Raw genomic sequence first — 15,191 nt, forward strand, 5'->3', positions numbered from 1 at the left:
GCAATAAAAATTTCCGATTTTTCGTTTCCAATGTTATCTCTATACAAGTCGACTATAAATACAACACGGCAAGTGATCGACAAGATATAGCGCAAAATGACAACTTGTATAGTTTGTAAAATAATCAAAAAAAAATTATCCGTCAACCCCTTTTTTAGAATAAATTGTATATAAAGAAACAAAAAACCACCCTAAGATAAAGGGTGGCTGATGTTGGAAGAAACGCGAATCGTTTGTTTTTTCGTTAGTTCTTTATCAACCTTCAATAGCTCTTTTTTCTCCCAGCTAACAAAATAGTCTTCCCATAAAACGTGGCACGAGTGATCGTCAACTTCAAGTACGATACCACGCGCACCATCACGCGTAAATACAACGCAGTCTCCGATATGAAACATGGCGATCACCCAAGCCGGAAAACGATGCCGTAGCCACCGCGCGGGTATTCCCAGCGAATGTTTTCGTGCGGACAGCCGATGCGACAGCTGCCGCACTCATGACAGCCTTCATAGCCAACGTGCATCCGAACTTCTTCCCATTTATAAACGGCTGCTGGGCAAAAAATTGTACAAATTTTATCAGGGCATTTCGTTAAACAAATGTTGTCATCAAGCACGTGAAGATGCGATTTCGTATCCGCGTTAAAACGGACTAAATATTGCTTTTCTTCAATCGTTTGCGTCTTCATCATTTCATCACCTTCCATGCTTTCATCATATCGCGTGCCAGCTTAAACTTCTGTTTCGTCGAGCCGAGATCACGCCAAATTTTTTGCTGTTTTTCCCATTTTGATGAACCGTCGACTGTAAACATTTGGCTTGCTGCGCGGTTCATCATCGGGATATATTGCTCAAAATATTGCGGGAATCTCTCAAAATGATGCGTCGCGTCTTTATATTTTTTCAAATCTTGCCCGATAAAGCTTTCCATGAGCTTCATTCGGTATTGGTCAAGCATGCTTTCGGAAAAGTCGTTTTGTTCTTTTGCCATGATGATTGTTTCTGCAGCTAACCGCCCCGAGGTCATCGCCATATTCGACCCTTCGCGATGAATCGCATTGACAAGCTGAGCGGCATCGCCAACAACGAGCACCCCATTCCCTGCCACTTTCGGAATCGAATGATAGCCGCCTTCTGGAATTAAATGCGCTAAATATTCGACCGGCTCGCTTCCTTGAATGTATGGGCGGATCATTGGGTGATTCTTCACATATTCAAGCAGTTCATATGGCTTGATTTTATGCTTAATTAATCCGGATAAAAGTGTACCAACACCGATACTAAGCGTGTCTTTATTCGTATATAAAAACCCCGTTCCTAAAATCCCTTTTGTTGCATCGCCAAAAATTTCGATCGTACAGCCTTGATTCGCTTCAAGATTAAACCGATCTTCAATAACGTTTTTATCTAATTTTAAAATTTCCATCGTCGCTAAAGCGACTTCATCTGGTCGCCATTCGCGATGAAAGCCAAGTTGTTTTGCAAGTAACGAGTTGACGCCGTCCGCTAATACGACGACATCCGCATAAATGTCGCCATCTGGTCGATCCGTCCGAACACCGACGACGCGTCCGTTTTTGACAATACATTCGACCGCTACTGTCTCACAAACGAGAAGCGCTCCTTGTTCGACTGCTTTTTCCGCAAACCATTGGTCAAACTTCGCCCGCAATACGGTAAAGTTGTTGTACGGTTCACGCCCCCATTCTAACCCTTTATAGCTAAACGTGACAGCCGATTCTTTATCCATCATCATAAACCGTTGCTCAACAATCGGGCGTTCTAACGGCGCTTCTTTATAAAACTCTGGAATAATATCTTCCATCATTTTGCGGTACAATACGCCGCCCATAACGTTTTTCGCGCCTGGATATTCGCCGCGTTCTAGAAGCAGCACGTTTACTCCTGCTTTTGCTAGTTCATAGGCACAAGCCGTCCCGGCCGGACCTGCACCAACGACGATACAATCAAATTTTTCAGGCATGGCGGATCTCCTCCTTCACATCGGCAGCTGCTTTTAGCTTCGGAATTTCTTCTTTGAATCGTTCGATTAACAGCGGAACGATTTCAAACGCATCGCCAACAATGCCGTAATGACATGATTGGAAAATCGGTGCGTTCGGGTCTTTATTGATGGCGATAATGAGGTCGGAATTTTGCATACCGACGACGTGTTGAATGGCACCCGAAATGCCGATCGCAAAATAAATTTTCGGCGTCACTGTTACGCCGGTTTGCCCGACTTGGTGATGATGGTCAATCCACCCTGCCTCGACGACATCACGGCTCGCCCCAACTGCACCGCCAAGCACTTCGGCTAGTTGGTGAATGAGTTGGAATCCTTCTTTGCTGCCCATGCCTTTTCCGCCAGCAACAATAATATCCGCTTCATCAATTCTCGCTTTTTTCGTTGCCTCTCTTACAATCTCTAACACTTTCGTCCGCATCTCTTCTTCGCGTAATTCAATGTGTTCTTCCACTATTTTTCCTGTTCTCGACGGATCTGGCGGTAGCGCTTTCATTACTTTTGGACGAACGGTTGCCATTTGCGGACGATATTTTTTACATAAAATCGTCGCCATAATGTTTCCGCCAAACGCAGGACGGCTCGCCAATAATAGCCCGGTGTCTTCCTCAATATCGAGTATCGTTGTGTCGGCCGTTAAGCCTGTCGGTAAATCGGTAGCGATGGCGCTTGCTAAATCTTTTCCAGATGGTGTTGCCCCATATAAAATAACTTCAGGTTTATGTTTATGACAGCAATCTAGTAATGCGCGCATATATGGTTCTGTTCGGTAATGCTCAAAAATCGGATCGTCATATACGTATACAACATCCGCACCGTATTGAAAAAGCGTTGGTGCAATTGTTTTTACACCACTACCAATTAAAACACCAGCGAGTTCTGTTTTCCGTTTATCTGCAAGCGCACGTCCCGCCCCTAATAGTTCTAGCGATACAGGTGCAACGTGTCCATCTTTCACTTCAATGTATATCCATATCCCCCGATAATCATCAAAATTCATCGCTACTCCCCCTATGAAAAAAGCTCTTTTTTCTCAAGTACAATAGATAGAAGTTCGCTCACTTGTTGTTCTTTTGTTCCTGTTAATATTTTTCCACCTTCCGGTTTTGGCGGTGCCCATACTTTTGAAACAATCGTTGGAGATCCTTTTAGTCCTAGTTGTTTGCGGTCAACATTTTCTAAGTCGTCTGCTGTCCAAATCGTTGGTTGGTATCGTGCGGCTTTAATCATGTTTGGCAAAGGTGCAAAGGAGATGTCGTTGATGTCTTTTTCTACGGTAAACAAACAAGGTAACTGCGATTTCACCACTTCATATCCATCTTCTAGTTTGCGATGAACAATCGCATACCCTTTTTCTTTATTTACTTCAACAACTTTGTTTACGCCAGTGAGAGGAGGAATATTTAAACGACGTGCAATGCCTGGCCCGACTTGTCCTGTATCCCCGTCAATCGTCATTTTCCCGCAAATAATAAGGTCAATCGGGCGTTGTTTCGCAATTTTCTCAAGCGCTTTTGTCAATGCATAGCTTGTAGCGAGCGTATCAGCCCCAGCGAATGCTCGATCTGAAATCATATACCCTTCATCTGCCCCAAGCTCAATACATTTTTTGATCGCTTTTACTGCTGGTGGAGGACCCATCGTTAAAACAGATACTATTCCACCATATTTCTTTTTTAAACGAACAGCCTCTTCTACCGCATGAGCATCATACGGATTTAAAATTGCAGGTGCGCTTGCACGGTCCATCGTGTTCGTTTTCGGATTCATTTTAATGATTTTCGTATCTGGGACTTGCTTAATACAAGCTACAATATGTAGCATATATTCACCTCCAAATCCATTTAATGTATAAATATTCTAACATAATCAACAAATTCCTCGTAACAACTATCAGAAAATTTACGATTTTGTTCACAAATTTATCGTACCGTTGCACGAATGACGACACCACGACGAACCATTTCTTCAATATAGCGATCGCCCGGAACAATTTGTTCAGGTGGGTATGCTCCGCGCTTTTGAATCGTTCCATCGCCAATCATTTGGGCAACGACAGAAATGGTATATGCAGTGGAACGTGCCATGGCCGTCACATGTTTTTGGCGATCTTTTTCTGTCACCATTTCGTACTCATACACCCTTTCTTTCCCGTCTTTTTCCCCTGCTACAACGACACGCAATAAAACAACATCGTCTTTTTCTTTTAACTCCAAAAGTGGTGTGAGCACTTTCAATAATACATCGCGTGGACGTACGACTATCCCGTCTACCTCCACTTCATAATCGCGACGTGTTAGTTGTAAATCAACAAGGAGTTGAAATTTTTCCGCATGACCTGGATAGCGAATGGTTTTATATTCTAAACATTTTACATTCGGGTAGGAACGCGGCAACGTTGATGTTCCTCCTGATGTATGAAACGCTTCAAGTGGTCCGAAACGTTCAAAATAAATCGTTTCAACTTCTGATAAAGACGGCACTTGTTGTTTTTGCCCATCACGAATAATAAATGAAGGATCGGTGTAATGATCAAGCAAACCTTCAAGAGAAAAGACGTGATTGTATCCAAGTGGTGGTTCTGGCCGAAGCGGAATGCCACCAACATATAATTTAATAGTATGAACGCGATCAAGTTTACTTGCTCCATATCCTGTTAAAATGTTAATCATCCCTGGAGCAACGCCTAAATCGGGAATTAACGTGACTCCTGCTCGTTTTGCTTGCTCATGTAAAGCGAGAACTCGGTCGGTCACATGTCCGATATGTCCACCTAAGTCTACGGCGTGTACACCCGTTTTAATAGCTGCTTTCGCTACGTTTTCATTAAACGTATAAAAGAGAGCGTTAATAGCTACATCATGTCCTTGCATAGCAGCTTGCAATTCTTGGTCATTTGCTGCGTTCACTCGCTTTACTTTTACTTTTGTTGATGACAACGAATGTTGAACCGCTTTTGCTTTTTCTTCATCGACATCAGCAAGCGTTACCGATGATACCGCTTGCTGTTCAATTAAATCGCGTACAGCTTCTTTCCCCATTAAACCTGCCCCAAGAACAATGACATTCATTTTTCAACCTCCTCACACATCAATTTGTGCACGTTGCAATTTACCACTATAGTCAACGTAAATGCTTTTCCACTCCGTAAACACATCAAGTGCAGCTACACCTGAATCACGATGCCCATTCCCTGTTCCTTTCGTTCCACCGAACGGCAAGTGGATTTCTGCCCCTGTCGTTCCCGCGTTAACGTACACAATTCCTGTATCGAAATCGCGCATCGCTGTAAAAGCTCGGTGAATATCACGTGTGAAAATGGCACTCGAAAGTCCATAATCAACGCTGTTATTGATTTCAATCGCTTCTTCTAAACTGCGAACACATATGATCGATGCGACTGGACCGAAAATTTCTTCACGTGCAATAGTCATTGTTGGGGTGACGTTTGTAAACAATGTTGGGGCATAATAAAACCCGCCTTTATACTGATCACCTTGCATGATATAGCCTCCTGCAAGCAACGTTGCTCCTTCGTTTTTCCCGATTTGAACGTAATGATGAATTTTTTGCAATGCCTCTTGATTAATGACTGGTCCAACTTTCACTCCTTCCTCTAGGCCGTTTCCAACCGTTAATGTGTTCATCGCCGCGAGTAAACGTTCTTCCAATTGTTGTTTCACACGTTCATGAACGATAATTCGACTGCATGCAGTACAGCGTTGCCCAGACGTACCAAAAGCGCTCCATATGATCGCCTCCACAGCAAGTGAGATATCAGCATCGTCCATGACGATAATGGCGTTTTTCCCACCCATTTCAAGCGATACTTTTTTCAACTGACGGCCGCACGTTTCGGCAATTCGTTTTCCAACTTCATTGGATCCTGTAAACGAAATCACTTTGACATTTGGATGTTTAACAACCGCTTCGCCAACAATAGAACCGCGTCCATGTACAACATTGAATACACCATTTGGTAATCCGGCCTGCTCGAATATTTGCGCAAGTTGCTGTGCCATCATTGGTGTTTCAAGCGCTGGTTTCCAAACGACTGCATTTCCGGCAACGATGGCAGGAAACGACTTCCACGTTGCGATCGCAATTGGAAAGTTCCACGGAGTAATTAAACCGACGACGCCAATCGGGGCGCGAACGCTCATCGCAAATTTATTCGGCAACTCTGACGGAGTCGTATCACCAAATAACCGTCTACCTTCTCCTGCCATGTAAAACGCCATATCAATTCCTTCCTGCACTTCACCACGCGCTTCTTCAATGACCTTTCCCATTTCCATCGTTAATAGGCGAGCAATTTGTTCTTTCCGTTCCTGTAGCAACATACCGACTTTATAAAGCACTTCAGCACGCTTCGGTGCAGGAACGAATGCCCATGTTTTCTGTGCCCGTTTCGCCGCCAACACCGCCTGTTCCACATCTTGCACATTTGATACCGTCACTTCTCCAATACTTTCACCGTTAGCTGGATTAATAATTGGAACAAACTGCTCACTTATAGACGGCATCCATCGTCCATCAATATAGTTTAATACTTTCATTGTTTTCCTCCTCTCACTTGTTCAACTGTTAAAAATGGCGATAATACGTGCCGATCTGTTATCACTTCGATGACAGTCGGCTTACTACTTTGAAGCGCCTTGGTGAGCGCATGTGAAAATTGTTCTCCGCTTTCTACACGTATACCATCAGCTCCGAGGCTATGTGCTACGTTTGCGAACGATATATTGCTTAAGTCTGTTCCGATGACGCGGTTTGGGTAACGGAGCTCTTGGTACATACGAATCGTTCCATACATTTGATTGTTAAATACGATACTAATGATAGGAATGTTGTATCGAACGGCCGTTTCTAGTTCTTGCATCGTCATCATAAACCCACCATCCCCACTCAACGAAATGACCGAACGATGCGGATTAGCTAATTTTGCACCAATGGCTGCGGGTAGTCCATAACCCATCGCTCCTGACGTTGGTCCAATATATGTATGTTGCTGAAATTGAAAAAATGAATGAAGCCAACTTGCGAAATTCCCAGCATCATTTGTAATAATCGAGTTTGAGGGGAGAAGGTGTTGGATGTCATCAATGACACTCTCATTTATGTTACGTTTAACAGGTGGAAGCGATGATACGTGTTCATACGCTTCTCGTCGTTCTTTTGTCCACGCCGCCCATGTTGGTTGAAGCTTAATGGTAAGCAATCGCTGTAAAACTTCTTTCGCATCAGAAACAATTCCAATGTGTGGGGAATATGTCACGCCGATAACATCGTAATCAATGTCGATATGGATGAGTTGTTGCGTTGATAATAACTTATAATCTTGTGTCGTCACTTCTGACAACCGTGTACCGATCGCTAAAACAACATCGGCTTGTTCAACTGTTTCAATAATCGCTCGATGCGTTCCTAAACCGAGATGACCAACATACAGCGAGTGATCGTTTGGAAATACATCGTGTCGACGAAAAGACGCCATAACTGGAAGCGACCATTTTTCAGCGAACAAACGAAGAACATCGGTAGCTTTTGAACGTATAACCCCTCCACCGGCAATGACAACTGGACGCTTTGCTGACTGTAGCAATTGCTCGATACGCCCAACGTCTTCTTCGTTTGGTGCTGGTTTTGGAACAAATGTTTTAGAAAATTTGACATCATGAATTTGTTCATGAAGAATATCTTCAGGAAGCGAAACGACAACTGGACCAGGTCTTCCTGTTTGTGCGATTCGAAACGCCCTTGTTAGCAATTCTGGTACTCTTTTTGCGTCGTCAATTTCTACCGCCCATTTTGCTAGCGGGCGAAAAAACGCTTCAACATCTACCTCTTGAAATCCTTCACGTCCCCGAAACGATCGTGCAACTTGTCCTAATAATACAACCATCGGCGTTGAATCTTGCTTCGCTGTATGAATACCGATGGCAGCATTCGTCGCCCCTACCGCTCTCGTTGCCATGACGACACCAACTTTTCCGCTTGCCTTCGCATATCCTTCTGCCATAAAGGCAGCTCCGCCTTCATGACGAGCAGAAATGAGCTCGATCATCTGTTCAGAAAAAAGGGCATCAAGAATCGGCAAATAACTTTCCCCTGGCACGCAAAAAACGTGAGAAATGTCCTCGCTTTTCAAACATTGAACGATCACCTCAGCTGCATTCACCGCAAGCCCTCCTTTCTTTTTGTATCATGTATACACAAATGAATTTGTTTTATGACCTTGCAAACAAAAAGAGGCGCATATTCGCCCCTCTACATTCGATGTACATGTTCTGTTCGTTCCATCGCTTTTTTCTTTATTCGTCCGATAAAAAATGCACCAATGACCCACCATCCAATAAATATGAGCCACTCATATGGCCAGACGAGCTGCGATGGCATACCTGGCATGTATAAAACAATAAATCCGATCGACAACACGAGTGCAATCCAACCAACAGCTGGCGATTTCCCCACTTGGAATGGCCGTGGCATATTTGGTTCTTTTTTACGCAATGCGATAAATGACCAAGCAACAAGGAAATAAGCGATGATGATCGAAAAACCTCCCGCATCTACAAGCCAAACGAGCATTGGTCTGCCAAGTAGAGGAGCAAACGTGGCGAGCGTTCCAATGAATAAAACAGCGTTTGATGGTGTTTTGTATATTGGGTGAATGTGGGCAAACCATTGTGGAAGAAATCCTTCTTTTGCTATTGCATAAAGCACGCGACTACCACCGATAATAAATGCGTTCCAACTTGTCAAAATACCAGCTAATCCACCAATAATAAGTACTTTTGAAAAAAACGAACTACCTAATGCAGCTGCCATTGCATCCGCTGTTGGGAGCGATGAGTTTGTTAGCACATTGTCTGGTAAAATGTACGATACAGCAAAAACAACAGCAACATAAAATAAAACTGCTAAAGCGACGGATAAAATAAGAAGTTTTCCAATAGACCGTTGTGGGATTTTCATTTCCTCTGCTGTTTGAGGAATAACGTCAAAACCGACGAACATAAACGGTGTCATGACTAACACAGCGAGCAAACCAGCGGAACCATCTTTAAATAATGGCTGCAAATTTGCTGTTTCTCCGTTTACAAGCGAGCCACCTAAAAGCGCCATGCCGACAAGAAAAATGACAAATGTTAATATAACTTGTAAAAAGGCGGCACTTTTTACGCCACGATAGTTGATCCACGTAATAATGACAGAACCGAGCATACCAACCATCACCCATGAGGCGTTTACCTCCCACCCCGCAATCGTCCAAAGGTAACCAAACTTAAATGTCGGAAATAAATACTCGATTACAGTCGGAAGCGCAACTGCTTCAAATGCTACAACCGATAAATAACCAAGGGCAATAGCCCAAGCCGCGATAAACGAAGCTTTAGGACCGAGAGCACGTAAAACGAAATAATGTTCTCCTCCCACTTTCGGCATGGCTGATGATAACTCCGCGTACGTTAAACCGACAAAAATAACGAGAATTCCCCCAATTAAAAAGGCGATGATAGCCCCGAGTGCACCTGCACTCGTAATCCACGTACCTGAGAGTACAACCCATCCCCAACCGATCATCGCTCCAAACGCCAATAATAACACGTCTAATTTTGTTAATACTTTATGAAACTGTTGGTCCATGAAATATCCTCCTTTCACATATTTGGATGTGGACGAATAGAAATCGTTTGATACGCTGTAAAAAACTCAATGGCCGCTTGCCCTTGTTCACGCGTACCTGAGCTTGATTGCTTCATCCCGCCAAACGGTGCTTGCGGTTCTGCACCTCCTGTTTCACCGTTCACTTGCACCATGCCTGCTTCGATATGTTCAATAAAGTAAAGCGCTTTCGATAAGTCGTTTGTAAATAGCGAAGCACTTAAACCGTAAATGCTGTCGTTTGCCATGTCAATTGCTTCATCAATAGATGCTGCTTCTACAATTGACAACACAGGCCCAAATATTTCTTCTCTCGCGATGACAGCGTGATGAGAAACAGAGTCAAATACAGTTGGCTCAATATACCAACCTATATCATCGCTAGCACCTCCCCCGACAAGCAACCGCCCTTCTCGTCTTCCAATATGGATATAGCGCTGAACGGTTTCAAATTGTCCTTTCGAAACAACCGGTCCCATCGTCACTTGATCATTCATCCCATTGCCGACACGAATGCGTTTCACATGTTCAATCACACGTTCTCGAAATACGTCCATGACTTCTTTTTCAACAAATACCCGACTCGTTGCTGTACAACGTTGCCCAGTTTGTTTCATCGCCCCTTCCACGACAAGTCGAGCAGCAAAATCGACATCTGCATCACTTAAAACGATGGCTGGATTTTTCCCACCGAGCTCAAGTTGATATTTTGCCCCACGAGCTGCCGCTTTTTTCGCAATTTCACTACCAATCGCATTCGAACCAGTAAACGTAATTGCATCGACCCCATCATGCTCAACAATCGCATCGCCAATGGAACTACCGCGACCAACAACTAAGTTTAAAACACCTGGGGGTAGCCCCGCGTCTGCAAACAATTCAACAATGCGAGCACCAGTCGCACTTGCTTCTAGCGCGGGCTTAAATACGACTGTATTACCGTAAACGAGAGCAGGAGCGATTTTCCATATCGGAATGGCGAGCGGAAAATTCCACGGAGCAATGACTGCGACAACACCGACAGGCACACGCTTCGTAAAAAATAAATTTTTAGCATCAAACGACGGTAGCACTTCACCTATTTTTCGCAATCCTTCCCCGGCGTAATAACGTAAAATGGCTGCGCTGCGATACACTTCTCCTTTCGTTTCAGCAAAACGTTTCCCCATTTCTTTTGTAGCCAATTGTGCCAATTCATCCGCGTGTTGCTCAAATAAATAAGCGACTTTTTGTAAGTACGCCCCGCGCTCCGGGGCAGCGGTTTGGGCCCACGTTTTCTTTGCTTTCGCTGCCGCAAGCACCGCCTCATTTACGTCATGAACAGATGAACCAGCGACAACGGCAATAAGTTCTTTTTTGTCTGCCGGATTGTAGCGTTCAATTATTTCATTTTTTCCTTCGATCCATTGTCCATCGATATAATTTTTCACTTCCCGCATCATTTCACCACCTTTTGTTGTACGTCCGCTAGTAAGTCGCGCAAAATGGAAAATCCGCGCTCTAACTGTTCATCCGTCATGACAAGCGGAGGTAAAAAGCGAACGACGTTGCTATACAATCCAGCACTTAAAAAAATCGCCCCACGCTTCCACGCTTGAGAAACAATATGTGCCGTTTGTTCTTTGGCCGGCGTTTTTTTCTCACGATCTGTCACAAGCTCGATCGCACACATCGCTCCAAGCCCACGTACATCCCCAATGATGTCAAACTGCTGCTTCATTTCTGTTAACAGCATCATCATTTTTTCACCCAAATGACGTGCGCGCTCAATGAGCTGTTCTTCTTCGATCACATCTAAAACAGCTAATGCAGCGGCACATGCAAGTGGACTTCCAGAAAACGTGCCGCCAAGTTGGCCAACTTCTGGTGCATCCATCATTTCACTTCGGCCAACGACCGCACTAATCGGCACACCCGCTCCCATTGACTTTGACAACGTCATTAAATCAGGCGCGACTCCAAAGTGCTCCATCGCAAACATGCGACCTGTTCGCGCAAAACCCGTTTGGATTTCATCCGCAATCATGACAATGCCGTGTTCATCACAAATACGCCGCACGGCTTGCATAAATGTTGCAGATGGAACGACAAATCCTCCTTCTCCTTGAACGGGCTCGATAATGATTGCTGCCACGTGATCAGGTGCCACTTCAGCGACGAAAAATTGTTGCAATGCTTCAATGAGTCGTTCATCCACTTCATCTGCTGTTTGACCGTTTGCACGGTAATAGTATGGATATGGAAATTTATAAACTTCTGGTGCGAACGGACCGAACCCTTTTTTATACGGCATGACTTTACTTGTCAGCGACATCGTCAGTAGCGTCCGACCATGGTATCCCCCTGTAAACGACACAATCGCAGGACGACCCGTATATTTCCTTGCAATTTTCACGGCATTTTCGACTGCTTCTGCACCACTATTTAAAAAGATCGTTTTTTTCGGAAAATCGCCCGGTGTTAACTGATTCAATTTTTCTGCTAATAACACATACGATTCATACGGTGTGACATGAAAACATGGATGAATAAACGCTGCTACTTGCTGCTGGATAGCAGCAACGACTTTCGGATGACAATGTCCGACGTTTTGTACGCCAATTCCTCCTGCAAAGTCAATGTATTCGCGATCGTCTATGTCGCGAATGATTGCCCCCTTCGCTTCTTTAATAAAAATTTCTGTTACATTATACGGGGCTCGCGCAACTGCCTCTCTTCTGCGTTCCATCCAATTCGACATTATCTCTCCTCCTTCGACAAATAAAAAGCCAGTTTAATCATCGTGATGACACAATGACTAAACTGGCTGGTGCTTATGTGCTTCTCGTCGATGAGACGAGTAAAATAAGCTCCACAGTTTTTTTGCTTATTTGCCTCTATTTTAAGACAATCTTTTTCTTTTTGTCAAACTATTTTTAAAATAAAAAATATTTACAAAATAAACATGTTGTTTTATACTGAAAGTAGCTAACCCCACCAAACAACGAACCGTTTGGCTTCGGGTAGCACAACGTCACTATTTCTTAAAGAACTGTTCCGATTCGACCGACTTTTCTTTTCGAAAGGCACGCTCGAATCGTTCATGCCAGTTCCTTTCCTATATGTTTTTAGGAAGGGACTGGTTTTTTTATTATAAAAGTATGGAGGTGAACAAATGACGGGGGCTCTAGATGGCATTCGTGTTCTTGATTTAACGCGCGTTCTTGCAGGTCCATATGCCACGATGATTTTAGGTGATCTTGGGGCAGACGTCATTAAAGTTGAAGCACCCGGTGGATCGGATGATACACGATTTTGGGGACCACCGTTCCAAAACGGCATGAGCGCTTACTATGCAGCTGTCAATCGAAATAAGCAAAGCATGACTGTCAATTTAAAAGAAGAAAGCGGGAAAGAAACGATTCGTCAACTCGCACAAACAGCCGATGTCATCATTCACAATTTTAAAACCGGAACGATGGAACGGCTCGGACTTGGATATGATGATTTATCCTCCATCAATCCGAAACTCATTTACTGTTCCATTACCGGATTTGGTGAGACGGGGCCATATCGCCATTTAGCTGGCTACGATTATATCATTCAAGCGATGAGTGGTTGGATGAGTATTAACGGTACAGAACATTCCGGTCCGTTAAAAGTCGGAGTCGCTGTCACAGATATTTTCACAGGTTTATATGCCGCCATTGCCGTACAAGCAGCGCTCATTGCTCGGGAAAAAACAGGGAGCGGACAAAAAATTGACTTAAGTTTATTTGATTGCGCCATTAGCGCACTTGTCAACGTTGCATCGAACTATCTCATGTCTGACGAAGTGCCAAAGCCGTTAGGAAACGATCATCCGAATATCGTTCCGTATTCAACGTATGAAGCAAAAGATGGTTTGCTTGTTGTCGCTGTCGGAAACGACCGACAATTTCAAGCATTATGTGAATTATTAGAAGATCAAGCAATTGGCGCAGATGAACGGTTTCGAACAAATGCCGGTCGAGTCGCCCATCGTCATGAATTAAATCATCGCCTAAACAATGAGTTAAAAAAGAAAACACGCGCAGAATGGCAACGATTATTTGAACAAAAAAGCATTCCTTGTGGTCCTGTGTATACGCTCGATCAAGTGTTCCAACATCCGCAGACGCTCGCACGCAATATGATTATTCGCATGGATCACCCAGATGTCGGTGAGTTAAAACTTGTCGGAACACCGCTAAAGTTTTCACATACACCGGTCACATATCGATTAGCACCACCGCTCGCAGGAGAACATAACCATTTATTTATTGAAGGAGGAAGCAAACATGATGAACTTTGATTTCACACAAGAACAAGAAATGTTAAGACAAACCGTAAGAAAATTTGTTGATAAAGAAATTTTACCTCATATGAAGGAATGGGATGAACGAGGCTATTTTGATCCGAACATTTTGAAGCGTTTAGCGGAATTAGACTTAATGGGTGTATGTATCCCTGAACAATATGGTGGAATGGGGATGGATTACAATTCGTTAGCTATTGTTTGTGAAGAGCTAGAACGTGGGGATACAGCATTTCGCACCGCTGTTTCTGTCCATATCGGGCTCAATAGTTTAACGTTACTTCAATGGGGAACGGAGGAGCAAAAACAAAAGTATCTCGTCCCACAAGCAAAAGGAGAAAAAATTGGTGCGTTCGGATTAACCGAGCCAAACGCTGGTTCAGATGTTGCAGCTATTTCGACAACAGCTGTGCGTGATGGAGATGACTACATTTTAAACGGTCAAAAAACGTGGATTTCGCTTTGTGACATCGCTGACCATTTTATCGTTTTTGCTTACACAGACAAATCGAAAAAACATCGTGGCATTTCTGCTTTTATCGTTGAACGCACGATGCCCGGTTTTTCATCGCGTGCCATTAAAGGAAAGCTCGGCATTCGCGCAGGCAATACAGGCGAGTTATTTTTCGACAACGTACGCGTCCCGAAAGAAAATTTGCTTGGAGAAGAAGGAGAAGGATTTAAAATTGCCATGTCCGCGCTCGATAATGGACGATTTACTGTTGCCGCCGGAGCGTGCGGCTTAATTATGGCTTGTTTAGAGGCAAGCGTGAAATATTGTCACGAACGAAAAACGTTCGGAAAAGAAATTGGTCGTCATCAACTCGTACAACAAATGATCGCAAATATGGAAGCAGGCTTACAAATGAGCCGCTTGCTCGTGTATAAAGCAGGGTTTTTAAAAAATAAAGGAAGACGAAATACGCGCGAAACATCATTAGCAAAATGGATGGCGTGCGACTTTGCCAACAAAGCGGCTGACGATGCCGTACAAATTCACGGGGCATATGGCTATTCAAATGAATATCCAGTCGAACGATATTTACGCAACTCCAAAGCTCCTGTCATTTACGAAGGAACGCGCGAAATTCATACGATTATGCAAGCAGAGTACGTCCTTGGCTATCGTCAAGACAAACCGCTCCGAAACATGCTTCCAGCTTGGGAAGAAAAATAGAAGGTGCCC

General features: G+C 43.9%; 13 protein-coding genes. 2 read left to right on the forward strand and 11 right to left on the reverse strand.

Translation table 11 applies throughout. From position 1 onward, the window contains the following. Positions 1 to 191: 191 nt before the first annotated feature. The 11 genes from HNQ82_RS06535 to gabT form a co-directional block, all read right to left on the reverse strand. Positions 192 to 395 carry a hypothetical protein gene (locus HNQ82_RS06535; RefSeq protein WP_183248180.1) on the reverse strand — a complete coding sequence of 68 codons (204 nt, stop codon included), beginning with the start codon at positions 393 to 395 and terminating at the stop codon, positions 192 to 194. A gap of 5 nt (positions 396 to 400) precedes the next feature. Next, positions 401 to 703, reverse strand: coding sequence for a ferredoxin family protein (locus HNQ82_RS06540; protein WP_183248182.1), 303 nt, complete (start codon positions 701 to 703; stop codon positions 401 to 403). Next, positions 685 to 1,980, reverse strand: coding sequence for an FAD-dependent oxidoreductase (locus HNQ82_RS06545; protein ID WP_183248184.1), 1,296 nt, complete (start codon positions 1,978 to 1,980; stop codon positions 685 to 687). Before HNQ82_RS06545 ends, HNQ82_RS06540 begins: the two co-directional genes overlap by 19 nt. Continuing rightward, positions 1,973 to 3,022, reverse strand: coding sequence for an electron transfer flavoprotein subunit alpha/FixB family protein (locus tag HNQ82_RS06550; protein ID WP_183248186.1), 1,050 nt, complete (start codon positions 3,020 to 3,022; stop codon positions 1,973 to 1,975). The genes HNQ82_RS06545 and HNQ82_RS06550 overlap by 8 nt, the downstream gene beginning before the upstream one ends. 11 nt (positions 3,023 to 3,033) lie before the next feature. Continuing rightward, the gene (locus HNQ82_RS06555) at positions 3,034 to 3,846 is read right to left on the reverse strand and encodes an electron transfer flavoprotein subunit beta/FixA family protein (protein ID WP_183248188.1); all 813 of its coding nucleotides are present in this window, start codon (positions 3,844 to 3,846) and stop codon (positions 3,034 to 3,036) included. Positions 3,847 to 3,944: 98 nt separating this feature from the next. Then, positions 3,945 to 5,093, reverse strand: a complete 1,149-nt coding sequence (locus tag HNQ82_RS06560; RefSeq protein WP_183248190.1) for a saccharopine dehydrogenase family protein — start codon at positions 5,091 to 5,093, stop codon at positions 3,945 to 3,947. A gap of 12 nt (positions 5,094 to 5,105) precedes the next feature. Beyond that, the gene (locus HNQ82_RS06565) at positions 5,106 to 6,581 is read right to left on the reverse strand and encodes an aldehyde dehydrogenase family protein (protein ID WP_183248192.1); all 1,476 of its coding nucleotides are present in this window, start codon (positions 6,579 to 6,581) and stop codon (positions 5,106 to 5,108) included. After that, complete coding sequence (locus HNQ82_RS06570; RefSeq protein ID WP_183248195.1) at positions 6,578 to 8,203, reverse strand: thiamine pyrophosphate-dependent enzyme; 1,626 nt, start codon at positions 8,201 to 8,203, stop codon at positions 6,578 to 6,580. Before HNQ82_RS06570 ends, HNQ82_RS06565 begins: the two co-directional genes overlap by 4 nt. An 89-nt stretch (positions 8,204 to 8,292) precedes the next feature. Next, positions 8,293 to 9,672 carry an APC family permease gene (locus tag HNQ82_RS06575; protein ID WP_183248197.1) on the reverse strand — a complete coding sequence of 460 codons (1,380 nt, stop codon included), beginning with the start codon at positions 9,670 to 9,672 and terminating at the stop codon, positions 8,293 to 8,295. A 14-nt stretch (positions 9,673 to 9,686) separates the two neighbouring features. Continuing rightward, a complete protein-coding gene (locus HNQ82_RS06580; RefSeq protein ID WP_425486245.1) occupies positions 9,687 to 11,132 on the reverse strand; it encodes an aldehyde dehydrogenase family protein in 1,446 nt (481 codons plus the stop codon). Continuing rightward, positions 11,129 to 12,430 (reverse strand): 4-aminobutyrate--2-oxoglutarate transaminase, encoded by a 1,302-nt coding sequence (gene gabT / locus HNQ82_RS06585; RefSeq protein WP_183248201.1) that lies wholly within the window; start codon positions 12,428 to 12,430, stop codon positions 11,129 to 11,131. The genes HNQ82_RS06580 and gabT overlap by 4 nt, the downstream gene beginning before the upstream one ends. A gap of 414 nt (positions 12,431 to 12,844) precedes the next feature. Between gabT and HNQ82_RS06590 the strand changes: the two genes are divergently transcribed. After that, positions 12,845 to 14,002 (forward strand): CaiB/BaiF CoA transferase family protein, encoded by a 1,158-nt coding sequence (locus HNQ82_RS06590; RefSeq protein WP_183248203.1) that lies wholly within the window; start codon positions 12,845 to 12,847, stop codon positions 14,000 to 14,002. Beyond that, positions 13,989 to 15,182 (forward strand): acyl-CoA dehydrogenase family protein, encoded by a 1,194-nt coding sequence (locus tag HNQ82_RS06595; protein WP_183248206.1) that lies wholly within the window; start codon positions 13,989 to 13,991, stop codon positions 15,180 to 15,182. Before HNQ82_RS06590 ends, HNQ82_RS06595 begins: the two co-directional genes overlap by 14 nt. Positions 15,183 to 15,191: the final 9 nt, after the last annotated feature.

The organism is Anoxybacillus tengchongensis, assembly GCF_014201585.1.
GTDB classification, from domain to species: Bacteria; Bacillota; Bacilli; order Bacillales; family Anoxybacillaceae; genus Anoxybacillus; species Anoxybacillus tengchongensis.

Bases quoted from the DNA above. Each gene is read 5' to 3' on its own strand.
- HNQ82_RS06535 (WP_183248180.1), bottom strand. From the start codon at position 395: ATGTTTCATATCGGAGACTGCGTTGTATTTACGCGTGATGGTGCGCGT.
- HNQ82_RS06540 (WP_183248182.1), bottom strand. From the start codon at position 703: ATGGAAGGTGATGAAATGATGAAGACGCAAACGATTGAAGAAAAGCAA.
- HNQ82_RS06545 (WP_183248184.1), bottom strand. From the start codon at position 1,980: ATGCCTGAAAAATTTGATTGTATCGTCGTTGGTGCAGGTCCGGCCGGG.
- HNQ82_RS06550 (WP_183248186.1), bottom strand. From the start codon at position 3,022: ATGAATTTTGATGATTATCGGGGGATATGGATATACATTGAAGTGAAA.
- HNQ82_RS06555 (WP_183248188.1), bottom strand. From the start codon at position 3,846: ATGCTACATATTGTAGCTTGTATTAAGCAAGTCCCAGATACGAAAATC.
- HNQ82_RS06560 (WP_183248190.1), bottom strand. From the start codon at position 5,093: ATGAATGTCATTGTTCTTGGGGCAGGTTTAATGGGGAAAGAAGCTGTA.
- HNQ82_RS06565 (WP_183248192.1), bottom strand. From the start codon at position 6,581: ATGAAAGTATTAAACTATATTGATGGACGATGGATGCCGTCTATAAGT.
- HNQ82_RS06575 (WP_183248197.1), bottom strand. From the start codon at position 9,672: ATGGACCAACAGTTTCATAAAGTATTAACAAAATTAGACGTGTTATTA.
- HNQ82_RS06580 (WP_425486245.1), bottom strand. From the start codon at position 11,132: ATGATGCGGGAAGTGAAAAATTATATCGATGGACAATGGATCGAAGGA.
- gabT (WP_183248201.1), bottom strand. From the start codon at position 12,430: ATGTCGAATTGGATGGAACGCAGAAGAGAGGCAGTTGCGCGAGCCCCG.
- HNQ82_RS06590 (WP_183248203.1), top strand. From the start codon at position 12,845: ATGACGGGGGCTCTAGATGGCATTCGTGTTCTTGATTTAACGCGCGTT.
- HNQ82_RS06595 (WP_183248206.1), top strand. From the start codon at position 13,989: ATGATGAACTTTGATTTCACACAAGAACAAGAAATGTTAAGACAAACC.